This is a genomic window from Streptomyces sp. NRRL S-1022 (assembly GCF_000720135.1).
Taxonomy (GTDB): Bacteria; Actinomycetota; Actinomycetes; order Streptomycetales; family Streptomycetaceae; genus Streptomyces.
Genome location: NZ_JOIU01000012.1, coordinates 143,463 through 167,230, shown reverse-complemented (window position 1 = coordinate 167,230; position 23,768 = coordinate 143,463). Strand labels below are relative to the sequence as shown.

20 protein-coding genes, 1 tRNA gene and 2 pseudogenes are annotated in these 23,768 nt (G+C 72.4%); 19 read left to right on the top strand and 4 right to left on the bottom strand.

All coding sequences use genetic code 11. The features are described 5' to 3' along the window. Window positions 1-2 precede the first annotated feature (2 nt). The 4 genes from IG05_RS0118505 to IG05_RS0118490 all read left to right on the top strand — a co-directional run bounded on the left by IG05_RS0118505 (window position 3) and on the right by IG05_RS0118490 (window position 4,121). Window positions 3-593 (top strand): hypothetical protein, encoded by a 591-nt coding sequence (locus IG05_RS0118505; protein ID WP_030343911.1) that lies wholly within the window; start codon window positions 3-5, stop codon window positions 591-593. 100 nt (window positions 594-693) lie between these two features. Beyond that, on the top strand, window positions 694-3,438 hold the full coding sequence (locus IG05_RS0118500) for a hypothetical protein (protein ID WP_030343909.1): 2,745 nt from the start codon (window positions 694-696) through the stop codon (window positions 3,436-3,438). A gap of 125 nt (window positions 3,439-3,563) precedes the next feature. Then, window positions 3,564-4,010: an SRPBCC family protein gene (locus tag IG05_RS0118495; protein ID WP_030343906.1), complete on the top strand. Its 447-nt coding sequence runs from the start codon at window positions 3,564-3,566 to the stop codon at window positions 4,008-4,010. Window positions 4,011-4,049: 39 nt separating this feature from the next. Then, window positions 4,050-4,121 (top strand) — tRNA-Val (locus IG05_RS0118490). A 55-nt stretch (window positions 4,122-4,176) separates the two neighbouring features. Here the strand turns inward: IG05_RS0118490 and IG05_RS0118485 are convergent. Beyond that, a complete protein-coding gene (locus IG05_RS0118485) occupies window positions 4,177-4,902 on the bottom strand; it encodes a 3'-5' exonuclease (protein ID WP_030343904.1) in 726 nt (241 codons plus the stop codon). A 167-nt stretch (window positions 4,903-5,069) separates the two neighbouring features. Here IG05_RS0118485 and IG05_RS0118480 point away from each other — a divergent pair, with 167 nt between their 5' ends. From IG05_RS0118480 to thrS, 3 genes are all read left to right on the top strand, one after another. Further along, window positions 5,070-5,636: a DUF4365 domain-containing protein gene (locus tag IG05_RS0118480; protein WP_030343903.1), complete on the top strand. Its 567-nt coding sequence runs from the start codon at window positions 5,070-5,072 to the stop codon at window positions 5,634-5,636. Continuing rightward, window positions 5,633-6,850, top strand: a complete 1,218-nt coding sequence (locus IG05_RS0118475; RefSeq protein ID WP_030343902.1) for a hypothetical protein — start codon at window positions 5,633-5,635, stop codon at window positions 6,848-6,850. Before IG05_RS0118480 ends, IG05_RS0118475 begins: the two co-directional genes overlap by 4 nt. A gap of 134 nt (window positions 6,851-6,984) precedes the next feature. Then, window positions 6,985-8,961 carry a threonine--tRNA ligase gene (thrS, locus tag IG05_RS0118470; protein ID WP_030343901.1) on the top strand — a complete coding sequence of 659 codons (1,977 nt, stop codon included), beginning with the start codon at window positions 6,985-6,987 and terminating at the stop codon, window positions 8,959-8,961. 28 nt (window positions 8,962-8,989) lie between these two features. Here the strand turns inward: thrS and IG05_RS0118465 are convergent, their stop codons facing one another. Next, a complete protein-coding gene (locus IG05_RS0118465) occupies window positions 8,990-9,664 on the bottom strand; it encodes a potassium channel family protein (RefSeq protein ID WP_030343900.1) in 675 nt (224 codons plus the stop codon). Between the two features lie 67 nt (window positions 9,665-9,731). Here IG05_RS0118465 and IG05_RS0118460 point away from each other — a divergent pair, with 67 nt between their 5' ends. Then, window positions 9,732-10,289 carry an HIT family protein gene (locus IG05_RS0118460; RefSeq protein WP_030343899.1) on the top strand — a complete coding sequence of 186 codons (558 nt, stop codon included), beginning with the start codon at window positions 9,732-9,734 and terminating at the stop codon, window positions 10,287-10,289. Between the two features lie 29 nt (window positions 10,290-10,318). Here the strand turns inward: IG05_RS0118460 and IG05_RS0118455 are convergent, their stop codons facing one another. Both IG05_RS0118455 and IG05_RS0118450 read right to left on the bottom strand, forming a co-directional pair. Continuing rightward, the gene (locus IG05_RS0118455; protein WP_030343897.1) at window positions 10,319-11,965 is read right to left on the bottom strand and encodes a hypothetical protein; all 1,647 of its coding nucleotides are present in this window, start codon (window positions 11,963-11,965) and stop codon (window positions 10,319-10,321) included. A 200-nt stretch (window positions 11,966-12,165) separates the two neighbouring features. Beyond that, entirely contained in the window at window positions 12,166-14,367 is a 2,202-nt protein-coding gene (locus IG05_RS0118450; RefSeq protein WP_030343896.1) for an elongation factor G-like protein EF-G2, read from the bottom strand. Between the two features lie 250 nt (window positions 14,368-14,617). Between IG05_RS0118450 and pgsA the strand changes: the two are divergent. From pgsA to yajC, 11 genes and pseudogenes are all read left to right on the top strand, one after another. Continuing rightward, window positions 14,618-15,338, top strand: a pseudogene (gene pgsA, locus IG05_RS0118445) (phosphatidylinositol phosphate synthase). Then, window positions 15,335-16,243 (top strand): phosphatidylinositol mannoside acyltransferase, encoded by a 909-nt coding sequence (locus tag IG05_RS0118440; RefSeq protein WP_030343893.1) that lies wholly within the window; start codon window positions 15,335-15,337, stop codon window positions 16,241-16,243. The pseudogene pgsA and the gene IG05_RS0118440 overlap by 4 nt, the downstream one beginning before the upstream one ends. Then, window positions 16,240-17,403: a glycosyltransferase family 4 protein gene (locus tag IG05_RS0118435; protein ID WP_030343891.1), complete on the top strand. Its 1,164-nt coding sequence runs from the start codon at window positions 16,240-16,242 to the stop codon at window positions 17,401-17,403. Before IG05_RS0118440 ends, IG05_RS0118435 begins: the two co-directional genes overlap by 4 nt. A gap of 335 nt (window positions 17,404-17,738) precedes the next feature. Then, window positions 17,739-18,281, top strand: a complete 543-nt coding sequence (locus tag IG05_RS0118430; RefSeq protein ID WP_030343889.1) for a membrane protein — start codon at window positions 17,739-17,741, stop codon at window positions 18,279-18,281. Between the two features lie 124 nt (window positions 18,282-18,405). Continuing rightward, window positions 18,406-19,311 (top strand): pyridoxal 5'-phosphate synthase lyase subunit PdxS, encoded by a 906-nt coding sequence (gene pdxS, locus IG05_RS0118425; RefSeq protein WP_030343887.1) that lies wholly within the window; start codon window positions 18,406-18,408, stop codon window positions 19,309-19,311. Between the two features lie 13 nt (window positions 19,312-19,324). Next, window positions 19,325-19,924: a pyridoxal 5'-phosphate synthase glutaminase subunit PdxT gene (gene pdxT / locus IG05_RS0118420; protein ID WP_030343886.1), complete on the top strand. Its 600-nt coding sequence runs from the start codon at window positions 19,325-19,327 to the stop codon at window positions 19,922-19,924. 65 nt (window positions 19,925-19,989) lie between these two features. After that, window positions 19,990-20,640: pseudogene (locus IG05_RS0118415) on the top strand (YebC/PmpR family DNA-binding transcriptional regulator); the annotation flags it as partial. A 92-nt stretch (window positions 20,641-20,732) separates the two neighbouring features. Further along, window positions 20,733-21,272, top strand: coding sequence for a crossover junction endodeoxyribonuclease RuvC (gene ruvC, locus IG05_RS0118410; protein WP_030343883.1), 540 nt, complete (start codon window positions 20,733-20,735; stop codon window positions 21,270-21,272). Continuing rightward, window positions 21,269-21,874 carry a Holliday junction branch migration protein RuvA gene (gene ruvA, locus IG05_RS0118405; RefSeq protein ID WP_030343881.1) on the top strand — a complete coding sequence of 202 codons (606 nt, stop codon included), beginning with the start codon at window positions 21,269-21,271 and terminating at the stop codon, window positions 21,872-21,874. The genes ruvC and ruvA overlap by 4 nt, the downstream gene beginning before the upstream one ends. A gap of 26 nt (window positions 21,875-21,900) precedes the next feature. Continuing rightward, window positions 21,901-22,995 carry a Holliday junction branch migration DNA helicase RuvB gene (gene ruvB, locus IG05_RS0118400; RefSeq protein ID WP_030343879.1) on the top strand — a complete coding sequence of 365 codons (1,095 nt, stop codon included), beginning with the start codon at window positions 21,901-21,903 and terminating at the stop codon, window positions 22,993-22,995. 178 nt (window positions 22,996-23,173) lie between these two features. Then, the gene (yajC, locus tag IG05_RS0118395) at window positions 23,174-23,677 is read left to right on the top strand and encodes a preprotein translocase subunit YajC (RefSeq protein WP_030343878.1); all 504 of its coding nucleotides are present in this window, start codon (window positions 23,174-23,176) and stop codon (window positions 23,675-23,677) included. Window positions 23,678-23,768 lie beyond the last annotated feature (91 nt).

Here is a 23,768-nt window from a genome sequence, read left to right as displayed (position 1 = left end):
CGATGTCCCCAGCACGGGTGAGGCAGCGCCGGGAACCGCTGCTCGCCGAGCGGTTCGGGCTCTTCGCCGAGTGCCTGCTGACCGGGGTGTGGATCGCGGTCGCCTCCCTCGGCGTCGTCACCTGCCCGGCCGCGTTCGCCGCCGGCGCCCGGCACCTGCGCCGGCGCACGGCCCACCAGGGCGGCGGCCTGCGGGAGTTCACCGCCGACTTCCGCTCCGCGCTGCGCGGGGGCTGGGCGGTCGGGGTCGCCGGGTGGATCATCGTGCTGCTCGCCTGGGTGGACGTCCGGGCCGTGCGGGCCGGGCTGCCCGGCGGCCCGCCGGCCGGGGCCGTGGGACTGCTCGCGCTGATCGGGCTCGCCGTGGCCGGACTGCGGGCGGCGGCGGTCTGGGCGCCGGGGGAGCGCTGGCGGGCGCTGCTCGCCGGCGCGGGCCGCCGTACCGTCCAGGACCCCGCCGGATCCTTCCTGCTCGTCGGCGGAGCCGTGCTGACCTGCTGCTCCGCCCTCCTCATCGCTCCGCTGGCGGTCCCCGTGCTGGGAGCCGTCGCCGCGGCGGCCGTCGCCGTCGAGGAGCGCTACGGGCGCCGCTGAACCGGCGGCGCCCCGTCACACGAGCCCGGCGCCCCGGGCGCCGCACCTCTTTCTGTCATGTCCCTGACAGAACCCGTACGGAAGGAAGGCCGCACCGCTCATGTCTCCCATCCCCCGCAGGTCCCTCCTCAAGGCCGCCGCCGTCGCCGGAGCCGCCGCCCGGTTCAGCTGGGCCCTCGGCACCCGGAGCGCCGAGGCCGCACCCGGCGCCGCCACCGACGGCGCCGACCCGGTCACCCTCGACTGGCTGGAGGACGGCGGCCTCGGCGCCGCCCCCGGGGCCACCCTCGGCGTGCCCTGGCCGATGGGCGCCCACCAGGAGGACCAGACCTTCGCCGTCACGGACGCCGGCGGCAAGGCCGTCCCCGTCCAGACCTGGCCGCTCGCCTACTGGCCCGACGGCTCCCTCAAGTGGACCGCCCACGCCGTCGGTCCGGGCAGCGGCGGCGGCAAGCTCACGCTCACGGCGGGCACACCCGCCGAGCCCGCCAGGAAGGTGACCGTCGACCGCGGCGGCGGCACCGTCGACGTCTCCACCGGCGTCATCACCGCGAAGATCGGCAAGAACGGGTCCACGCTGATCAAGTCCGTCACCCGCGGCTCGGCCGAGATCGCCAGGAACGGCAGGCTCGTCCTCATCCGGCAGCCCGAGATCGAGGACGGGGACCAGGGCACCGTCAAGACCGAGCGGTTCGACGGCGTGATCTCCGAGGTCACCGTCGAACAGGACGGGCCGGTCCGGGCCGTCGTCCGCATCGACGGCAAGCACCGCAAGGGCGACCGCGGCCGGCTGCCGTTCTCCCTCCGCCTGTACTTCTACGCCGGCTCCGACTCCTTCCGCATGGTGCACACCCTCACCTACGACGGCACCCAGGAACCCGGCAAGGCCTCCGGCGACTTCATCCGCGGCCTCGGCGTCCGCTTCGGCGTGCCCCTGCGCGACGCGGCCTACGACCGGCACGTCCGCCTCGGCGGCGAGGGCACCGGCCTGCTCCGCGAGGCCGTCCAGGGCATCACCGGCCTGCGCCGCGACCCGGGCGCGGCCGTCCAGGCCGCCCAGTACGAGGGCAGGAAGCTGCCCGACCCGGCCACCTGGGACCAGCGGGTCACCACCCGCCTCCCGTACATCCCGCACTGGGGCGACTACACCCTCGCCCAGCTCTCCGCCGACGGCTTCACCGTCCGCAAGCGCACCAAGAAGGGCCACGGCTGGATCGCCGCCGGCGGCGGCCGGCGCGCCTCCGGTTTCGGCTACGTCGGCGGCGCGAGCGGCGGCCTCTCCTTCGGCCTGAGGGACTTCTGGGAGAAGTTCCCCGCCCAGATCGACATCCGCGACGCCCACACCGACGAGGCCACCGTCACCCTCTGGCTCTGGTCGCCCGAGGCCCAGCCCATGGACCTGCGCTTCTACCACGACGGCATGGGCCAGGACACCTACGCCGAACAGCTCGAAGGCCTCAACATCACCTATGAGGACTACGAGCCCGGGTTCGGCACCCCCTACGGGATCGCCCGCACCTCCGAACTGCTCTTCTGGGCCAACGACTCCACCCCGGCCGCCGAGACCCTCGCCGGGCAGGCCCAGGCCGTCCGGGTGCTGCCCCAGCTCGCCGCCCCGCCCCGGCAGCTCATCAAGGCCAAGGTCTTCGGTCCCGGCCTGTACTCCGAGCCGGACCGCTCCACCCCGGCCAAGGCGAAGATCGAGGACCACCTCGACTTCCTCTTCACCTACTACAAGGACCAGGTGGAGACGCGCCGCTGGTACGGCTTCTGGGACTACGGCGACATCATGCACACCTACGACTCCGCCCGGCACGTGTGGCGGTACGACATCGGCGGCTACGCCTGGGACAACTCCGAGCTGTCGCCCGACCTGTGGCTCTGGTACGCGTACCTCAGAAGCGGCCGGTCCGACATCTTCCGGTTCGCCGAGGCGATGACCCGGCACACCGGCGAGGTCGACGTCTACCACCTCGGCGAGTGGGCGGGCCTCGGCACCCGGCACGGCGTGCAGCACTTCGCCGACAGCGCCAAGCAGCAGCGCATCGCCAACACGACGTACCGGCGCTTCTACTACTTCCTCACCGCCGACGAACGCGTGGGCGACCTCATGCACGCCAACGTCGACTCCGACGAGACCTTCCTCGTCCTCGACCCCCAGCGCAAGGTCCGCACCGATCCCTACACACCCGACCGGCACGCCCTGTCCATCGGCTTCGGCACCGACTGGAGCGGCCTGGTGTCGGCCTGGCTGACCGAGTGGGAGCGCAGGGGCCCCAAGTGGCAGAAGGCCAAGGCGCGCGTGCTGTCCACCATGGAGGGCATCGCCGCCCAGCCCAACGGCTTCGTCCAGGGCAGCGGGCTGTACGACCTCGACACCGGGAAGTTCGCCGTCGCCGACAAGCCGGCCGTCTCCGTCTCCCACCTCTCCGCGGTCTTCGGCCTCAACGAACTGTGCGCCGAACTCGTCCACCTGGTCGACATGCCGGACTTCAAGGAGGCATACCTGGACTACTGCCGCTACTTCAACGCCACCAAGGCGGAGCAGGCGGCACGCTACGGCTCGGACTTCGGCACCCTGCTGCTCTTCCAGGGCCACTCGCGTCTGGACGCCTATGCCGCCGTGCAGACCGGGGACGCCGCGCTCGCCAAGCGGGCCTGGGCCAAGTTCTACGGCTCCGACGGCTACACCGAGTCCTCCCCGTGGAAGACCGAGAAGCTGACCGGACCGGCCACGCTCGTCGCCGGCAGCGAGGCGGCCTGGGTGTCCACCAACGACACCGCCCTCTACGGCCTCGCCGCCATCGAGAACCTGGCCCTCCTCGGCGACAGGATGCCGGCCTGACCGGGACCGGGGGAGCGCCGTCGCACGGGCGGCGGCGCTCGCGCCCCCAGAGTGACGCCGGCCACGATCCGCCGCATGAGTACGCGTACTCAGGTTCATGCACCGGTTCGCGCCACACTGGTCCCATGGACTGGAACCACTACCGCTTCCGCAGCCTGTGGCCCCTGCCCGCCCCGCCGGCCGCCGTCTACGCGGCGCTGGAGCGGGCCGAGGACTATCCCCGCTGGTGGCCGCAGGTACGGGCGGTGGCCCGCCGGGACGACGGCACCGGCGTGATCACCATCCGGTCCGCGCTGCCGTACCGCCTCACCTCCACCGTGCGGGAGACCCGCCGCGACCCCGCCGCCGGCGTCCTGGAGGTCACCCTGTCCGGCGACCTCGACGGCTGGGCACGCTGGACGGTCACCCCCGGCGGCCCCGGCACGCTCGCCCGGTACGACCAGGACGTCCGCGTACGCAAGCCCCTGCTCAGGCGGCTCGCCGTACCCGGACGGCCGGTCTTCCGCCTCAACCACCGCCTGATGATGCGGGCCGGCCGGCGCGGACTGCTGCGCCGGCTCGAAGCGGTTTGAAGGAACCCCGCCGGGACCTGTATTGTTCAGTGCGTTCCCGGGCGATTAGCTCAGTGGGAGAGCGCTTCGTTCACACCGAAGAGGTCACTGGTTCGAACCCAGTATCGCCCACCGGGAAAGGCCGGTCCGCAGCAGCGGACCGGCCTTCTTCATGCCGCCGAGGGCTTCACGCGGCCGCCGGCAGCTCCGGCCTGAGCGGCCACTCCGTGCTCACGATCTCCTCCGAGCCGCTGCGCGCGAACCACGCCTGAAGGCCCCGCGCTTGCGCCGCGTGCCAGTTCGCCTGCAGCGCGTGCAGCTCGGCGGGGGACAGCCGCTCCAGCCGGGCCGCGAACCGCCGGCCCACCGCCCGTACGACATCCAGCGCGGCCAGCGCGTCCGCGGCCGCGTCGTGCGCGTCCGCCAGCGTCACGCCGTAGTGCTCGCACAGATCGGTCAGCGTGCGCCGGCCCTTGCGGTACCGGTCCAGATGCTTGTCCAGCACCCGCGGGTCCAGCACCCTGAGCGGCGCCGGCTCGAACCAGCGGTCCAGCGCCGACGCCCGGTGCCGGCGCAACTCCCGGTCCAGCAACGTCAGATCGAACGGCGCGTTCATCACCACCAGCGGCCGGCCCAGCGCCGCGTGCTCGGCCAGCTGCTCGGCTATCTCGTACATCACCGGAGCCGGCCAGCGCCCGTTGTGCTGCAGGTGCTCCTCCGTCAGCCCGTGCACCGCCGTCGCCGCCTCCGGCACCGGCACACCCGGGTTCACCAGCCACCGGCTGACCCGGGGCCGGGTGCCCGGCGCGTCCTGGACGACGACGGCGGCCGACACGATCCGGTCGGTCTCGACGTCCACGCCCGTCGTCTCCGTGTCGAAGGCGGCCAGCGGCCCCTCGTACCAGGTCGTCATCCAACCCAACTCCTCGCTCACCCACGGCAGGTGACGTACCGTCTTCTGCCCGTTTGGTGATACCCGGGCCGTTTGCGCCGTACGCCGGACGGAGACAACAGGTATACGGGTCTTTGCAGTTCAGCGGCCCGCAGCAGGGAATCACCTGTCGGGGAAGGCTGTTGGCCATGGCCATTGCGCAGCCCGAGCGGGGCGGGCTGCTGCCCGAACGTCCGGACACCCACCGCGGCACGCTCGCCACCACCGCCTGCATGGAGACACTGCAGGTCGGCTATCTGCACGCGGTCGCCGCCGCGGCCGGCTGCTCGCTGTCCCAGCCCTTCCCGGACAACGGCATCGACTGGCACGTCAGCCACAGCGCGCCCGGACACACCGTCGACGACGAGGTCACCGTCAAGGTGCAGCTGAAGGCCACCTACCAGATCGCGCCCAACCCGCCGGGGAGCACCTTCTCCTTCACCCTCGACAACGACCACCTGCGCAAACTCGCCCGGACCCCCGTCTCGGTGCACAAGATCCTGGTCGTGATGCTCGTCCCGCGCTCCCAGGACGACTGGCTGCGCGCCGGCCACGACCGGCTCGACCTGAGGCACTGCTGCTACTGGACCAACCTCGCCGGCCACCCCGTCACCGGCCGGCACCGGACCACCGTGCGGATACCCACCTCGCGCATCTTCGACGACCGGGCCCTCTGCGAGATCATGACGCGGGTCGGGACGGGAGGCAGACCATGACGAACCGTCCCTACGAGGAGCCGGTGGGGCGGCTCCGGTCGCACCCCGGCGACCTGCCCTGGAACCGGCCGCCCCGGCCCGCCGATGTCGACCCGGCCGTCCTCGGCGCCCTGCTGCGCCGGCACGGCTGGCAGCGGCGCGGCGGAGCGGCCGGACGCTACGGCCGCTGGACCCCGCCGGGCCCGGGCGGCGCCGGGACCAGCCTGCTCGTCCCCGAGAACCGGGCCTTCCCCGACAGCGACGACCTGCTCGGCGAGGCCCTCGACGCGCTCACCCGCAACCCCACGCCCGCCGCGCGCGAGGTGCTGATCTCCCTCGCCGTCCCCAGCGACGAGATCCGCTGGTGGCGTGACACCCCGGCCGGACCCGCCGGCGCCGCCCCCTGGGACGCCGACGGCCGGCTGCGCGCCGCCGCCCGGCAGACGCTGCTCGCCGCCGCGCTCGCCACCCGCGCGCGTGCCGGCTACCACGGCGCCCGCCACCGCCGTCCCGCCGCCGCCCTCCTCGCGGACGTCCTCGTCGGCCCCGCCGCCGAGGGCCGCACCCTCACCGCCTTCGTGCCCGTGCCCACCGGCCGCCCCCTCGCCGTCCGCCTCCACCAGGCCCTGCACGCCGCCCGCGAGGCCATCGACTACCGGCGGGCCACCGGCGGCATGGACGCCTTCGACGGAGCTGTCGAGGCCGGCGTCAGCCGCGAGCTGACCGAGGCGCTCGGCGTGCTCGTCCGCGGCACCGAGGGCGCCCGCATCGCCGTCGCCTGGGCACCCGGCGCCGGCGTTCCCGAGGGCTGCGCCCCCTCCGCCGAACCCGTCGAGTTCTCCCCGGGCGACCTGCCCGCGCTGCGCGAGGCCGCCGCCCGCTACCTGCGCGCGGAACCCTCCGTCCCGGTCCGGGTCACCGGCGCCGTGGTCCGCATGCGCCGCTCCGGGCCCGGCGGCGAGGGCACCGTCCGCCTGCGCGTCCTCGCCGGCGCCGACGTACCGCACCTGCGCGTCACCCTGGACGAGGAGGACTACCGCATCGCCGGCCACGCCCACCTCGTCGGGCTGCCCGTCCGTGTGCACGGCCGGCTGGAGAGCCGGGGCGGCTTCCGCAGGCTCACCGGCGCCTCCGGTGTCGTACCCGTGCAGGTGGACGAGGGCGAGCGGGAGCGGCTGATGAAGTCCCTCCAGGAGAACCTCGACTTCTTCGAGGAGGCCTGCGGGGAGGAGTGAAGGGAGGTGAGAGGCGAGTGAGCAGAGGGCGACCGAGGGTAACCGTTTCGCGGTCGGCGCCGTCGGGTCGGTACGATCGCCTCTGCGCGCGCTCCTGGTATGGCGCCGCACCCACCTTCAGTCAGGAGAGACCGGTGTCAGACGTCCGTGTGATCATCCAACGCGATTCCGAGCGGGAAGAACGCGTGGTGACGACGGGCACTACGGCCGCCGACCTCTTCGCGGGCGAGCGCTCGATCATCGCCGCACGCGTGGGCGGCGAGCTGAAGGACCTCGCGTACGAGCTGTCCGACGGCGACGAGGTCGAAGGCGTCGAGATCAGCTCCGAGGACGGCCTGAACATCCTGCGCCACTCCACCGCGCACGTCATGGCGCAGGCCGTGCAGGAGCTGTTCCCCGAGGCCAAGCTGGGCATCGGCCCGCCCGTCAAGGACGGCTTCTACTACGACTTCGACGTCGAGAAGCCGTTCACGCCCGAGGATCTCAAGGCCATCGAGAAGAAGATGCAGGAGATCCAGAAGCGCGGGCAGAAGTTCGCCCGCCGTGTCGTCACCGACGAGGCCGCCCGCGAGGAGCTGGCGGGCGAGCCGTACAAGCTGGAGCTGATCGGCCTCAAGGGCTCCGCGTCCAGCGACGACGGCGCGGACGTCGAGGTCGGCGCCGGTGAGCTGACGATCTACGACAACCTGGACGCCAAGACCGGCGAGCTGTGCTGGAAGGACCTGTGCCGCGGTCCGCACCTGCCCTCCACCCGCCTCATCCCGGCGTTCAAGCTGATGCGCAACGCGGCCGCCTACTGGCGCGGCAGCGAGAAGAACCCGATGCTCCAGCGCATCTACGGCACCGCCTGGCCGTCCAAGGACGAGCTGAAGGCGTACCTGGACTTCCTCGCCGAGGCCGAGAAGCGCGACCACCGCAAGCTCGGCTCCGAGCTGGACCTGTTCTCCATCCCGGAGCAGATCGGCTCCGGGCTGGCGGTCTTCCACCCCAAGGGCGGCATCGTCCGCCGCGTGATGGAGGACTACTCGCGCCGCCGGCACGAGGAGGAGGGCTACGAGTTCGTCTACACCCCGCACGCGACGAAGGGGAAGCTCTTCGAGACCTCGGGCCACCTGGACTGGTACGCCGACGGCATGTACCCGCCCATGCAGCTCGACGAGGGCGTGGACTACTACCTCAAGCCCATGAACTGCCCGATGCACAACCTGATCTTCGACGCGCGCGGCCGCTCCTACCGCGAACTTCCGCTGCGCCTCTTCGAGTTCGGGACCGTGTACCGGTACGAGAAGTCGGGCGTCGTGCACGGCCTGACCCGCGCCCGCGGCTTCACCCAGGACGACGCGCACATCTACTGCACCCGTGAGCAGATGTCCGACGAGCTGGACAAGACGCTCACCTTCGTGCTGAACCTGCTGCGCGACTACGGTCTGACCGACTTCTACCTGGAGCTGTCCACCAAGGACCCGGAGAAGTTCGTCGGCACCGACGAGGTCTGGGAGGAGGCGACCGAGACCCTGCGCCAGGTCGCCGAGAAGCAGGGCCTGCCCCTCGTGCCCGACCCGGGCGGCGCCGCCTTCTACGGCCCGAAGATCTCCGTCCAGGCCAAGGACGCCATCGGCCGTACCTGGCAGATGTCGACCATCCAGCTCGACTTCAACCTGCCCGAGCGGTTCAACCTGGAGTACACCGGCCCGGACGGCTCCAAGCAGCGCCCGGTCATGATCCACCGCGCGCTGTTCGGTTCCATCGAGCGCTTCTTCGCCGTCCTGCTGGAGCACTACGCGGGCGCCTTCCCGGCGTGGCTGGCCCCCGTCCAGGCGATCGGCATCCCGATCGGCGACGCGCACGTGGAGTACCTGGGGAAGTTCGCGGCGGCGGCCAGGAAGCAGGGCCTGCGCGTCGAGGTGGACTCCTCCTCGGACCGCATGCAGAAGAAGATCCGCAACGCCCAGAAGCAGAAGGTCCCCTTCATGGTCATCGCGGGCGACGAGGACATGTCGAACGGCTCGGTGTCCTTCCGCTACCGCGACGGCTCGCAGGAGAACGGCATCCCGTTCGACGAGGCCATCGCGAAGATCGCGAAGGTGGTCGGGGAGCGGACCCAGGTCTGAACGGCCTGAGCGCGGAGGGCCCCCGGGATCACGGTCCCGGGGGCCTTTCCCTGTCCTCGTCCTCCTCCAGGGAGAACCGCTGGAGGAACAGCGACGAGGCCGACCCCGTCACCGCGCCGAGCAGGGCGAGGCCGCAGACCATGAGGCCGACGGCGATCGTGCGGCCCCCGGGTGTGATGGGGGTGACGTCGCCGTACCCGACGGTCGACAGGGTCGAGGCGGCCCACCACAGCGAGTCGCCGAAGGTACGGATCGTGGCGTGCGGGGCCCCGCGCTCCTGCTGGTACACGGCGAGCGCGCCGGAGAACCCCAGCAGCAGTGCGGACAGCCCGGCGTAGAGCACCACGCGCGCGTGCAGCCTGAGACGGGCACGGCCGCGCCTGCGCTGGACCACGTCGTACAGCCGCACGATGCGCAGCGGCCACAGCAGCGGCAGCAGCATGACCAGCGTGTCCAGCCAGTGACGGGTCACGAAGCCCAGCCCCCGGCCGCTCAGCCGCCAGTGCACCGCGTAGTCGACGATGAACACCGCCCAGGAAGCCCCCATGACCGCCCACAGGACGTCGTGTGAGGCCGGGGGCAGGTCCGCCGCCAGCACGTGCGTCGCGTAGCCGGCCAGGTAGAGCAGCGACGCGATGCCGAGCGGCAGCGCGGCGCGCCCCTGCCAGCGTTCCCAGTACCGCGTACGGCTGTCGTCGTCCACCGGCCAAGCTTGGCCGGAGAGCGTCCACCGGCCGCCCCGGCGACACGCCGGGAAGGGGTGAAGCCATATGCTGCCTAGCATGACGAGTGAGCCGGAGCAGCAGATCGGAGTGGGGACGCAGGACGCGTTCCAGCGCCTGTGGACGCCCCACCGGATGGCCTACATCCAGGGCGAGAACAAGCCGACCGGTCCTGGGGCCGACGACGGCTGCCCCTTCTGCGCGATCCCGGCCATGTCCGACGAGGACGGGCTGATCGTCCGGCGGGGCGAGCACGTGTACGCCGTGCTCAACCTCTACCCGTACAACGGCGGTCACCTGATGACCGTGCCGTACCGGCATGTGGCCGACTACACGGAGCTGACCGGGCCGGAGACCGCCGAGCTGGCGGAGCTGACCAAGCAGGCCATGACGGCGCTGCGCGGCGCGTCCGGCGCGCACGGCTTCAACATCGGGATGAACCAGGGCGGCGTCGCGGGTGCCGGCATCGCCGCCCACCTGCACCAGCACATCGTCCCGCGCTGGGGCGGCGACACGAACTTCATGCCGGTCGTGGGCCACACCCGGGTGCTGCCCCAGCTGCTGGCGGACACCCGGAAGATGCTCGCGGAGGCCTGGCCCGCGTAGACCCGCGGTGCCCCCGCCGCGGGCAGCGCTCACGCGTCGTACAGGTCGGCCTTCCGGGGCGTCGGGTCCTGGACGTTGCCGCTCAGGAACGCCGAGCGGGCACCGAACTTCTCCGTGGCCACGCCGTTCTCCTCCAGGACCCGTATCGCCGCCGAGTGCACCACCCGCAGCACCGGGGTGGCGGCGCGCAGCGCGTCGTCGGCCATGAAACGGTGCCGCCACGGCTGGTCGGCCCAGGCGTGCCGCAGGCCGAACGGCTCGGGCAGGCCCAGCGAGCCGCCCAGCCAGTTCAGCAGCGGCGGGTACCAGGTCAGCGGGGCGCGCGCGGCGAGCCGTACCACCTCGTCGGCGGTGACCAGCGGCAGCTTGATCGTGCGGTTCTCCCAGGGCTTCAGGGACTTCGCGACCTCCTTGGTCGGCGCCTCCGGCTTGCTGGTGAACAGCGGGTTCACCGGTCCCAGCGCGTGCCCGGTGACCTCGATGCGCAGCGTCTCGTGCAGCACGGTGACGGTGATCAGCATGGTGATGACCAGCTGCCCGTCCCAGAGGGTCCACTGCACGCCCAGGTAGTGCCGGTCACCGCTGCCGAACTGCTGCTTGTTGCAGATGTCCTGTATGGCGTGCGGCTTGACCTGGAAGGCCTCCACATCGGTGCCCTCCGGCCGGGACACCGCCGTGGCCTTCTCACCGATCGGGGTGACGATCCAGTGCCGTATCGACGGCTTGGGGAAGCCGCCGGTGTTCAGCGGGCCGCGCTCCAGCAGGGACAGCTGGTCGTGGATCGCGCGCACGACGTCCCAGCTGCGGAAGGGGTGGATCTCCCGGCCGGGGTCGGCGGACACGAGGTCTTCCGCGAGCTGCCAGGCGCCCCAGCGGGTGCCCATGCCGAGTATGCCCTTGGGACCGGCGTAGAAGACGGAGTTGGACTGCTGCTCGGCGCTCAGCCGGGCCAGGGACTGGCGCAGCTCCTCGGCGGCGGTCTGGCCGGGGCCGCGCGGCACGGCCTCCGGCACCTTGGCGCCGACGCTGGTGCCCGAGAGCAGGCCGTCCCAGCGGGCCCGCAGATCCCTCGCGGTGCTCTCACAGACCTGCTTGGCCCAGAACCAGCCGAGCACGGGGACGACGACCGACGCGCGCGCGTACCACGCCCAGAAGCCGGTGAACGGCATCTTGATCAGGAACAGCGCGGCGAGCAGGCCGACGCCCAGGAGCAGCGCGGTGGCCAGGGCGCCTGCCCGCTTGTCGTCGCGCCGGGTGACGAGCGTGCGCAGCTGGAAGACGAGCAGCCAGCCGAGCAGCCCGGGCAGGAAGAGCAGGCCGCACACGACGGTGATGGCCGTCAGCCGGTTGTCGCGCTCCCGGCGGATGTTGTTGGCGGCAAGGGCGTGCTCGACGACGAACTGCGGTTCGGAGCCGAAGGACTGGATGAGCGGCTTGCGGCCGGGTGCGAGCATCCGGTCCACCAGGGCCCGGGAGAACGCCTCGCCGAGATTGGGCCTGAACAGCTTCAGCCGGCCGGGCTTGACGGCCGACTGGTGCCACTCGTTGTCGGCCTTCTTGATGTCCGCGAGCGGGCTGTCCCGGTACGCGGCGGAGGCCAGCGCGGAGGTCGCCGCCTGCCCCTCGTCACCCGAGACGGGTACCTGGGGCCCGTCCCACTCCGTTCCAAACGACATTCCCGCCCCCATCGCCGCCGGTGCCGTGCCTGCGGCCTTCCCGACTTCCCTGCTCCGCACACCTGTTGACCGCCCCGCCGTGCCGGTACCGGCCGGTGACCGGCCGGCTGCGGCACGCCGTGATCAGGTGATCAGCGTATCCGCCGGCACCGACAGCGCGGGGGCGGACGGCCGAAGCCGCCCGCCCGTGCGCCGGCGTACTACCCCTCGTCCCCGGCCTGTTCGCGGATGCGTTCGGCGATCTGCGGGGGCATCGGCTCGTGCCGGGCGTAGCGCCGGTCGAAGCGGGCCGTGCCGTGCGAGAGCGAGCGCAGGTCGACGGCGTACCGGCCGATCTCGAACTCGGGGACCTCGGCCCGGATCAGCGTCCGTCCGGTGCCCACCTGTTCGGTGCCTAGCAACCGGCCGCGGCGGCCGGACAGGTCGCTCATCACGGCGCCCACGTACTCGTCGCCGACCAGCACGGTCACCTCGGCGACCGGCTCCAGCAGATGGATCCTGGCGTCCGCCGCGGCCTCGCGCAGCGCGAGCGCGCCCGCCGTCTGGAAGGCGGCGTCGGAGGAGTCCACCGAGTGCGCCTTGCCGTCCAGCAGCGTGATCCGCACGTCCACCAGGGGGTAGCCGGCGGCGACACCCTTGGCGGCCTGGACCCGGACGCCCTTCTCGACGGACGGGATGAACTGGCGGGGCACCGCGCCGCCGACCACCTTGTCCACGAACTCGATGCCCGAGCCGCCCGGCAGCGGCTCGACCTCGATCTCGCAGATGGCGTACTGGCCGTGCCCGCCGGACTGCTTGACGTGCCGGCCGCGCCCGCCGGCCTTCGTCGCGAAGGTCTCCCGGAGCGAGACCCGGTGCGGGACGACGTCGACCTGGACGCCGTAGCGGTGGCGCAGCCGTTCCAGGGCCACGTCCGCGTGGGCCTCGCCCAGGCACCACAGGACGACCTGGTGGGTGTCCTGGTTCTGCTCCAGGCGCATGGTCGGGTCCTCGGCGACCAGCCGGGACAGGCCCTGGGAGAGCTTGTCCTCGTCGGCCTTGCTGTGCGCCTGGATGGCGAGCGGCAGCAGCGGATCGGGCATCTGCCAGGGCTCCATCAGGAGCGGGTCGTCCTTGGCGGAGAGGGTGTCGCCGGTCTCGGCGCGGCTCAGCTTGGCCACGCAGACCAGGTCGCCGGCGACGGCGTGGGTGACCGGGCGCTGCTGTTTGCCGAAGGGCATGGACAGGGCGCCGATCTTCTCGTCGACGTCGTGGTCCTCGTGCCCGCGGTCGGCGAGGCCGTGCCCGGAGACGTGCACCGTCCGGTCGGGGCGCAGCGTGCCGGAGAAGACGCGGACCAGCGAGATCCGGCCGACATAGGGGTCGGAGGAGGTCTTGACGACCTCGGCGACCAGCGGGCCGTCCGTGTCGCACGGCTTCAGCTCGCGCGGCGCCCCGTCGACGGTGGTGACCCCGGGCAGGGGGTGCTCGAACGGAGTGGGGAAGCCGCCGGTGATCAGCTCCAGCAGCTCGACCGTGCCGAGGCCCTGCCTGGCGCCCTCGGCGGCGGGGGCGGCGGCCAGCACGGGGAAGAAGGATCCGCGGGCCACGGCCCGTTCCAGGTCCTCGACCAGCGTCTTGATGTCGACAGTCTCGCCGCCCAGGTAGCGGTCCATGAGGGTCTCGTCCTCGCTCTCGGCGATGATGCCCTCGATGAGCCGGTTGCGGGCCTCCTCGATGTCCGGCAGCTGGTCCTCGCCGGGCTCGGACTCCTTGCGCTCCCCGGTCGAGTAGTCGAACAGCTTCTGTGAGAGCAGGCCGACCAGGCCGGTCACGGGCGCGTGCCCGTCCGGGCCCTCGGGGCCGCGCAGCGGCAGGTACAGGGGCAGGACGGCGTCCGGGTCGTCGCCGCCGAAGGCCTCGGCGCAGGTCCGGGTCATCTCCTCGAAGTCGGAGCGCGCGGCCTCCAGGTGTGTGATGACGATCGCGCGGGGCATGCCGACGGCCGCGCACTCCTCCCACACCATCCGGGTCGAGCCGTCGACCCCGTCCGAGGCCGAGACGACGAACAGGGCGGCGTCCGCGGCCCGCAGACCGGCCCGCAGCTCCCCGACGAAGTCGGCGTAGCCGGGGGTGTCCAGAAGGTTGACCTTGATGCCGTCCCATTCGACCGGCACCAGGGAGAGCTGCACCGAGCGCTGCTGCCGGTGCTCGATGTCGTCGTAGTCGGAGACGGTGCCGCCGTCCTCGACCCGGCCCGCCCGGTTCACCGCCCCCGCGGTCAGCGCGAGGGCCTCCACGAGGGTCGTCTTTCCCGATCCGGAGTGGCCGACCAGCACCACGTTCCGTACGGACGCGGGTCGGTCGGCCGTCAGAGCCCTGCCGGCGGCTCCGGGGTGGTGTGACTGTGCCTTGTCGCCCATGATCCTGCCTCCCGTGCACGGTGAGGTCACTGTGGGCGCGGGACACGCGCAAGCCGCGTGCTGGCGGCTCCGGCGACGCCCGCGGTTATTCGAGCTTTCCACTCCCGTCACGTGTCGTCCATACGAAGGACTACGAAGGGTGCTCACGGGACACCCTCCGTGTCACGCACGCTCCGCGCGCGGGGGTGCGCGCCGGTTCACGGCGCGGCTGCGGGTGCCCGCCCGTCACGTGCACGCGCGCGTGGCTACGATGGGCCAGCCGGCGGCCACCACGGGCCGCGGCGACACCGACCGTCGGGAAGGCCATGCTGAACAAGTACGCGCGTGCATTTTTCACGCGTGTCCTCACACCGTTCGCCGCGTTTCTCATCCGCCGGGGCGTGAGCCCCGACACGGTCACACTCCTCGGCACGGCCGGTGTGGTCGCGGGCGCGCTGGTCTTCTACCCCCGGGGCGAGTTCTTCTGGGGCACGATCGTGATCACCCTGTTCGTCTTCTCCGACCTGGTCGACGGGAACATGGCCCGTCAGCTGGGCCGCTCCAGCCGCTGGGGCGCCTTCCTTGACTCCACCCTGGACCGGGTCGCCGACGGCGCGATCTTCGGCGGCTTCGCGCTCTGGTACGCCGGGCGCGGCGACGACAACGTGCTGTGCGCCGTCTCGATCTTCTGCCTGGCCAGCGGCCAGGTGGTGTCGTACACCAAGGCGCGCGGCGAGTCGATCGGGCTGCCGGTCGCCGTCAACGGGCTCGTCGAGCGCGCCGAGCGGCTGGTCATCTCGCTGGTCGCGGCCGGTTTCGCGGGCCTGCACAAGTTCGGCGTCCCGGGCATCCAGTGGCTGCTGCCGATCGCGCTGTGGATCGTCGCCGTGGGCAGCCTGGTCACCCTGGTCCAGCGGGTCGTCACCGTCCGCCGCGAGTCCGCCGAGGCGGAGGCGGCGGCCCGGGCCGCCGCCGGCGAGGTGGCCCAGTGAGCACCGCCGACCGGCTCACCGACGCGCTGTACGGACTCGGCTGGAGCACCGTCAAGAAGCTCCCCGAGCCGGCCGCGGTGCGCCTCGGCCGGACCATCGCCGACCTCGCGTGGAAGCGGCGCGGCAAGGGCGTGCTGCGCCTGGAGGCGAACTACGCGCGCGTGGTGCCCGACGCCGGTCCGGAGCGGCTCGCCGAGCTGTCCCGCGCGGGCATGCGCTCGTACCTGCGCTACTGGATGGAGTCCTTCCGGCTGCCGGCCTGGAGCGCCGAGCGCGTCAGGGGCGGCTTCGATCCCAAGGACGTCCACCATCTGACCGACGGGCTCGCCTCCGGCCGGGGCGTGATCCTCGCCCTGCCCCACCTGGCCAACTGGGACCTGGCCGGCGCCTGGGTCACCACCGAGCTGGAGACGCCGTTCACGACGGTCGCCGAGCGCCTGAAGCCCGAGACGCTCTACGACCGCTTCGTCGCCTACCGCGAGGGCCTCGGCATGGAGGTCCTGCCGCACAGCGGCGGCTCCGCTTTCGGCACGCTCGCCCGCAGGCTGCGCGACGGCGGCCTGGTCTGCCTGGTCGCCGACCGCGACCTGTCCGCCTCCGGCGTCGAGGTCGGCTTCTTCGGAGAGACGGCCCGCATGCCCGCGGGACCGGCCCTGCTCGCCCAGCAGACCGGCGCGCTGCTGCTGCCCGTCACCCTCTGGTACGACGACTCGCCCGTCATGAAGGGCCGCGTGCATCCCCCGGTCGAGGTCCCCGCGTCAGGTACGCGGGCCGAGAAGACGTCTGTCATGACACAGGCCCTGGCCGACGCCTTCGCCTCCGGGATCGCCGAGCATCCCGAGGACTGGCACATGCTGCAACGGCTGTGGCTCGCCGACCTCGACCCCGCGAAGGGACCCGCGTGAGAATCGGGATCGTCTGCCCGTACTCCTGGGACGTGCCCGGTGGCGTCCAGTTCCACATCCGCGACCTCGCCGAGTACTTCCTCCGCCTCGGCCACGAGGTGTCCGTCCTCGCCCCGGCCGACGACGACACCCCGCTGCCGCCGTACGTCGTCTCCGCCGGCCGCGCGGTCCCGGTGCCGTACAACGGCTCGGTGGCCCGGCTGAACTTCGGCTTCCTGTCGGCCGCGCGGGTGCGGCGCTGGCTGCACGAGGGCGGCTTCGACGTGGTGCACATCCACGAGCCGACCTCGCCCTCGCTGGGCCTGCTGACCTGCTGGGCGGCGTCCGGCCCGATCGTGGCCACCTTCCACACCTCCAACCCGCGCTCGCGCGCGATGATCGCCGCGTACGCGATCCTCCAGGCCGCGCTGGAGAAGATCAGCGCGCGGATCGCGGTCAGCGAGTACGCCCGCCGCACACTGGTCGAGCACCTCGGCGGGGACGCGGTGGTCATCCCCAACGGCGTGGACGTGGACTTCTTCGCCAAGGCCGAGCCCAGGCCGGAGTGGCAGGGCGACACCATCGGCTTCATCGGCCGCATCGACGAGCCCCGCAAGGGCCTGCCGGTCCTCATGAAGGCGCTGCCCGGGATCCTCGCCGCCCGTCCGCAGACCCGGCTGCTGGTCGCGGGGCGCGGCGACGACGAGGCGGCCGTCGAGGACCTGCCCAAGGAGCTGCGCTCCCGCGTGGAGTTCCTCGGCATGATCAGCGACGAGGACAAGGCCCGGTTGCTGCGCAGCGTCGACCTGTACGTCGCGCCGAACACCGGCGGCGAGAGCTTCGGCATCATCCTGGTCGAGGCGATGTCGGCGGGTGCCCCCGTGCTCGCCGCCGACCTGGACGCCTTCGTGCAGGTCCTCGACCAGGGCGAGGCCGGCGAGGTGTTCGCCAACGAGGACGCCGACGCGCTGGCCGAGGCGGCCGTACGCCTGCTGGAGGACCCGGCGCGCCGCACGGAGCTGCGCGAGCGCGGCAGCGCCCATGTACGGCGGTTCGACTGGTCGACGGTCGGCGCGGACATCCTCTCCGTCTACGAGACGGTGACGGCCGGCGCGGCCGCGGTCGCCGCGGACGAACGGACGACGGGCCTGCGGGCCCGCTTCGGACTGGCCCGGGACTGAGGCGGGGCCCGGTCGGTCCGTCCTGCCCGGCGGGGGCGTGCCCGGGCGCTCCCGGTGCGGCCAGGCGGGGCCTTGTGGTCCCGCGCGGGCCGCATGCCCGGGGCCGCTCGGGTCGGTGGGGGACGGGCGCGCGGGCCTTCGCGGCGGACCGGGGGCCGGGCGGCTCCGCACGGTGCCGGGCCGACGGCACGGCGGTCGGTGCAGGCAGGGCGGTCGGTGCCGGTGCCGGGGCCTGGCGGACAGGGCGGTCGGTGCAGGGCAGGGTGGCCGGTGCCGGGGCCGTCGGCGCCGGGCTGGCGCGTGGGGGCCGGTGGGGCAGCCGATAGCCTTCGCCCGTGACCGCAACCCTCATCTGGATCCTCGTCGCGCTCTTCGCCGTCGGCGTGTACCTCAGCTGGACGGCCGGGCGGCTGGACCGGCTGCACGTGCGGATGGACGCCGCGCGGGCCGCGCTCGACGCCCAGCTGCTGCGGCGGGCCTCCGTGGCGCAGGAGCTGGCCACCTCGGGCGTGCTGGACCCGGCCGCCTCGATCGTGCTGTACGAGGCCGCGCACGCGGCCCGGCAGGCCGAGGAGGAGCAGCGGGAGGTCGCCGAGAGCGAGCTGAGCCAGGCGCTGCGCGCGGTCTTCGAGGACCCCGCGCAGGTGGAGGCCGTCCGCGAGGCCCCGGGCGGCGAGGAGGCGGCCCGTGAGCTGGCCGAGGCGGTCCGCCGGGTGCCGATGGCCCGCCGCTTCCACAACGACACCGTGGGCGCCGCCCGCCGGCTCCGCGAGCACCGCAAGGTCCGCTGGTTCCGGCTGGCCGGCCATGCCCCCTTCCCGCTGGCCTTCGAGATGGACGACGAGCCGCCGGCCGCCCTGGTGGAGCGGGTCTCCTGACCGCACGCCGGGCGCCGGTGAGCGAAAAGGATCCACCGGCTTGCCATTGGCCCTTGCTGTGGCCTGGTCCACTCGCGTTTCCTCGGTGAAGCATCAACCACCTTTCACTTCAGTGAGGTCACCCGTGTCCACCATCGAGAACCAGGCTCCCGAGACCGGCACCGCCCGCGTGAAGCGCGGCATGGCCGAGCAGCTCAAGGGCGGCGTGATCATGGACGTCGTCACGCCGGAGCAGGCGAAGATCGCCGAGGACGCGGGCGCCGTCGCCGTCATGGCGCTGGAGCGGGTCCCGGCCGACATCCGCAAGGACGGCGGCGTGGCCCGCATGTCCGACCCGGACATGATCGAGGGCATCATCGACGCCGTCTCGATCCCGGTCATGGCCAAGTCCCGCATCGGCCACTTCGTCGAGGCCCAGGTGCTCCAGTCCCTCGGCGTCGACTACATCGACGAGTCCGAGGTGCTCACCCCGGCCGACGAGGTCAACCACTCCGACAAGTGGGCCTTCACCACCCCGTTCGTGTGTGGCGCGACCAACCTGGGCGAGGCCCTGCGCCGCATCGCCGAGGGCGCCGCGATGATCCGCTCCAAGGGCGAGGCCGGCACCGGCAACGTCGTCGAGGCCGTCCGCCACCTGCGCCAGATCAAGAACGAGATCGCCCGCCTGCGCGGCTACGACAACAACGAGCTGTACGCCGCCGCCAAGGAGCTGCGCGCCCCGTACGAGCTGGTCAAGGAGGTCGCCGAGCTGGGCAAGCTCCCGGTGGTCCTCTTCTCCGCCGGCGGCGTCGCCACCCCGGCCGACGCGGCCCTGATGCGCCAGCTCGGCGCCGAGGGCGTGTTCGTCGGCTCCGGCATCTTCAAGTCCGGCGACCCGGCCAAGCGTGCCGCCGCCATCGTGAAGGCCACCACCTTCTACGACGACCCGAAGATCATCGCGGACGCGTCCCGCAACCTCGGCGAGGCCATGGTCGGCATCAACTGCGACACCCTCCCCGAGACCGAGCGCTACGCCAACCGCGGCTGGTAAGGCACCGGATCACATGAACACCCCCGTCATAGGCGTCCTGGCTCTCCAGGGCGACGTACGGGAGCACCTCATCGCCCTGGCCGCGGCCGACGCCGTGGCCAGGCCGGTGCGGCGCCCCGAGGAACTCGCCGAGGTGGACGGTCTCGTGCTGCCCGGCGGCGAGTCCACCACCATCTCCAAGCTGGCCCACCTGTTCGGCCTGATGGAGCCCCTCCGCGCGCGCGTGCGGGCCGGCATGCCCGTCTACGGCACCTGCGCGGGCATGATCATGCTCGCCGACAAGATCCTCGACCCTCGCTCGGGCCAGGAGACCGTCGGCGGCATCGACATGATCGTGCGCCGCAACGCCTTCGGGCGGCAGAACGAGTCGTTCGAGGCCGCACTCGACGTCCAGGGCATCCCGGGCGATCCTGTGGAGGGCGTCTTCATCCGCGCCCCCTGGGTGGAGTCCGTGGGCGCCGGGACCGAGGTGCTCGCGGAGCACGACGGCCACATCGTCGCCGTACGCCAGGGCAACGCGCTCGCCACGTCGTTCCATCCCGAACTGACCGGCGACCACCGCGTGCACTCCCTGTTCGTCGACATGGTGCGCGCGCACCGGACACCGGAGTAGGACGCGAGTCCCGGTAGGATCTCTGGCGTTCGTATCTGGATGGGTTACGCGAAGGAGACAGGCAGATGTCCGGCCACTCTAAATGGGCCACGACGAAGCACAAGAAGGCCGTGATCGACGCCAAGCGCGGCAAGCTCTTCGCGAAGCTCATCAAGAACATCGAGGTCGCGGCGCGAATGGGCGGCGCGGACCCCGAGGGCAACCCGACGCTGTACGACGCCATCCAGAAGGCGAAGAAGTCGTCGGTCCCGAACAAGAACATCGACTCCGCGGTCAAGCGCGGCGCGGGCCTGGAGGCCGGCGGCGCCGACTACGAGACGATCATGTACGAGGGCTACGGCCCGAACGGTGTCGCGGTGCTCATCGAGTGCCTCACCGACAACCGCAACCGCGCCGCCTCCGAGGTCCGCGTCGCCATGACCCGCAACGGCGGCTCGATGGCCGACCCGGGCTCGGTGTCGTACCTGTTCAACCGCAAGGGCGTCGTCATCGTCCCCAAGGGTGAGCTGACCGAGGACGAGGTCCTCATGGCGGTCCTGGACGCGGGCGCCGAGGAGGTCAACGACCTCGGCGAGACCTTCGAGGTCATCAGCGAGGCCACCGACCTGGTCGCGGTCCGCACCGCCCTCCAGGAGGCCGGCATCGACTACGACTCCGCCGAGGCCAACTTCGTCCCGACCATGCAGGTCGAGCTGGACGAGGAGGGCGCGAAGAAGGGTGGGACACGTCCCACCGGCCCGCCGTCATTGTCAGTGGGACCCGATAGCCTGCACAAACAGGTGATCGAGGGATCCGAGGGAGGGGCGCGGTGCGCGTACTGGGGGTGGACCCCGGGCTGACCCGGTGCGGTGTCGGCGTGGTCGAGGGGGTCGCGGGCCGCCCGCTCACGATGATCGGCGTCGGAGTCGTCCGCACGCCCGTGGACGCCGACCTCGGCCACCGGCTGCTCGCCGTCGAACAGGGCATCGAGCAGTGGCTGGACGAGCACCGGCCGGAGTGCGTCGCGGTGGAACGCGTCTTCAGCCAGCACAACGTGCGCACGGTGATGGGCACCGCCCAGGCCAGCGCCGTCGCCATGCTGTGCGCCGCCCGGCGCGGCATCCCGGTCGCCCTGCACACCCCCAGCGAGGTCAAGGCCGCCGTCACCGGCAGCGGTCGCGCCGACAAGGCGCAGGTCGGCGCCATGGTGACCCGGCTGCTCCGGCTCGCCGCGCCGCCGAAACCGGCCGACGCCGCCGACGCCCTCGCGCTCGCCATCTGCCACATCTGGCGGGCCCCCGCCCAGAACCGGCTCCAGCAGGCCGTCGCCCGGCAGGCAGCCCACGCAACGAAAGGCCGTACGGCATGATCGCCTTCGTCAGCGGCACGGTCGCCGCGCTCGCCCCCGACACAGCGGTCGTCGAGGTCGGCGGTGTCGGCATGGCCGTCCAGTGCACGCCGAACACGCTGTCGACGCTCCGGACCGGCCAGCCGGCCAAGCTGCACACCTCCCTCGTCGTCCGCGAGGACTCGCTCACCCTGTACGGCTTCGCGGACGACGACGAACGCCAGGTCTTCGAGCTGCTGCAGACCGCGAGCGGCGTCGGACCGCGCCTGGCGCAGGCGATGCTCGCCGTGCACACCCCGGACGCGCTGCGCCGCGCGGTCGCCACCGGTGACGAGAAGGCCCTCACCGCCGTCCCCGGCATCGGCAAGAAGGGCGCCCAGAAGCTGCTGCTGGAACTGAAGGACCGGCTCGGCGAGCCCGTCGGCGCCCCCGCCGTCGGCGCGCCGGTCAGCCAGGGCTGGCGCGACCAGCTGCACGCGGCCCTGCTCGGCCTCGGCTACGCCACCCGCGAGGCCGACGAGGCGGTGGCCGCCGTCGCGCCCCAGGCCGCGGAGGCCGGCGGCACACCCCAGGTGGGACAGCTGCTCAAGGCCGCCCTGCAGACCCTGAACCGCGCCCGCTGACCCGCGCCACCCGCTAGGAGAACTTCGTGAACTGGGACGACACGGCCGGCACCCCCGGCGAGGAGGGGCTCGCCGGGCCCGCCGGCGAGCGGCTGGTGGGCCCGGTCGCCGACCGGGAGGACCAGGCCGTCGAGGCCGCCCTGCGCCCCAAGGACCTCGGCGAGTTCATCGGCCAGGAGAAGGTCCGCGAACAGCTCGACCTGGTGCTGCGCGCCGCCCGAGCGCGGGGCGCCACCGCCGACCACGTGCTGCTCTCGGGCGCGCCCGGCCTCGGCAAGACCACGCTGTCGATGATCATCGCGGCCGAGATGGGCGCCCCCATCCGCATCACCTCCGGCCCCGCCATCCAGCACGCCGGCGACCTGGCCGCGATCCTCTCCTCCCTCCAGGAGGGCGAGGTCCTCTTCCTGGACGAGATCCACCGCATGTCCCGGCCCGCCGAGGAGATGCTGTACATGGCGATGGAGGACTTCCGCGTCGACGTGATCGTCGGCAAGGGCCCCGGCGCCACCGCGATCCCGCTGGAGCTGCCGCCGTTCACCCTGGTCGGCGCCACCACGCGCGCGGGCCTGCTGCCCCCGCCGCTGCGCGACCGCTTCGGCTTCACCGCGCACATGGAGTTCTACGAGCCGCACGAGCTGGAGCGGGTCGTCCACCGCTCGGCGGCCCTGCTGGACGTCGGGATCGAGCCGGACGGCGCCGCCGAGATCGCCGGCCGCTCCCGCGGCACGCCCCGCATCGCCAACCGCCTGCTGCGCCGCGTCCGCGACTACGCGCAGGTCAAGGCCGACGGGCTGATCACCCGCGACATCGCCGCCGCCGCCCTGGCCGTGTACGAGGTCGACGCGCGCGGACTGGACCGGCTCGACCGCGCGGTCCTGGAGGCCCTGCTGAAGCTGTTCGGCGGCGGACCGGTCGGCCTGTCCACGCTGGCCGTCGCGGTGGGGGAGGAGCGGGAGACCGTCGAGGAGGTCGCCGAACCGTTCCTGGTCCGGGAGGGTCTGCTGGCCCGTACCCCCCGGGGCCGGGTGGCCACGCCGGCGGCCTGGGCGCACCTCGGCCTCACCCCGCCGCGCCCCGCGGCCACGGGAAACGGACAACAGGACCTGTTCGGGGCGTGATGGCGGCGGCCCGGCGAGGGCTATGGCCCGGGCAGGAACCCAGGTGCCATGCTGAGCGTTGTTCCATGCAAGCGGACTCGCTTAGACTCCGCCGATGCCGCCCTTGTGGGCGGCGCCGACCACACCCCCATCCAACTGGCCGCTCACCCGCGCGGTCGCGCGAAGGAAATTCCGTCCCGTGAATGCCTATACCCTTCTCCCGTTCATCGTGCTCATCGCGGCGATGTTCCTGATGACGCGTTCGGCCAAGAAGAAGCAGCAGCAGGCCGCCCAGATGCGGAACGAGATGCAGCCCGGCTCCGGTGTCCGCACGATCGGGGGCATGTACGCGACGGTCAAGGAGGTCAACGAGGACACGGTCCTCCTCGACGCCGGGCCGGGCGTCGACCTCCTCTTCGCCAAGAACGCCATCGGCGCCGTCCTCACCGACGACGAGTACAACCGCATCGTCCACGGCATCGAGCACGATCTGAAGTCCGACGCCGGCCTCGTCCCGGACGACGCCTCCTCCCTCACCGAGACCGACGAGACCGACGGGCCTGCCGCCGCTGCCGCCGCCTCCGACGACAAGATCGACCTCGGTAAGAAGGACGCCGTCGAGGACGCCGACGCGGCCGGTGCCGCCGAGGCGAAGGCGCAGGACGAGCCGAAGAAGACCGACGGCGACTCCGACGCGAAGTAGTCACGCCCCGGGAGGCGCGACGGCGGCATGATGGCGCCCCGCGTATCCCGGGCGCGTCTGTTTCCCGCAGGGGAGCCCGACACCATGTCAT

Coding starts and splice junctions, on each gene's coding strand:
- IG05_RS0118505 (WP_030343911.1), top strand. CDS start 3: ATGTCCCCAGCACGGGTGAGGCAGCGCCGGGAACCGCTGCTCGCCGAG.
- IG05_RS0118500 (WP_030343909.1), top strand. CDS start 694: ATGTCTCCCATCCCCCGCAGGTCCCTCCTCAAGGCCGCCGCCGTCGCC.
- IG05_RS0118495 (WP_030343906.1), top strand. CDS start 3,564: ATGGACTGGAACCACTACCGCTTCCGCAGCCTGTGGCCCCTGCCCGCC.
- IG05_RS0118485 (WP_030343904.1), bottom strand. CDS start 4,902: ATGACGACCTGGTACGAGGGGCCGCTGGCCGCCTTCGACACGGAGACG.
- IG05_RS0118480 (WP_030343903.1), top strand. CDS start 5,070: ATGGCCATTGCGCAGCCCGAGCGGGGCGGGCTGCTGCCCGAACGTCCG.
- IG05_RS0118475 (WP_030343902.1), top strand. CDS start 5,633: ATGACGAACCGTCCCTACGAGGAGCCGGTGGGGCGGCTCCGGTCGCAC.
- IG05_RS0118460 (WP_030343899.1), top strand. CDS start 9,732: ATGCTGCCTAGCATGACGAGTGAGCCGGAGCAGCAGATCGGAGTGGGG.
- IG05_RS0118455 (WP_030343897.1), bottom strand. CDS start 11,965: ATGTCGTTTGGAACGGAGTGGGACGGGCCCCAGGTACCCGTCTCGGGT.
- IG05_RS0118450 (WP_030343896.1), bottom strand. CDS start 14,367: ATGGGCGACAAGGCACAGTCACACCACCCCGGAGCCGCCGGCAGGGCT.
- pdxT (WP_030343886.1), top strand. CDS start 19,325: ATGAACACCCCCGTCATAGGCGTCCTGGCTCTCCAGGGCGACGTACGG.
- ruvA (WP_030343881.1), top strand. CDS start 21,269: ATGATCGCCTTCGTCAGCGGCACGGTCGCCGCGCTCGCCCCCGACACA.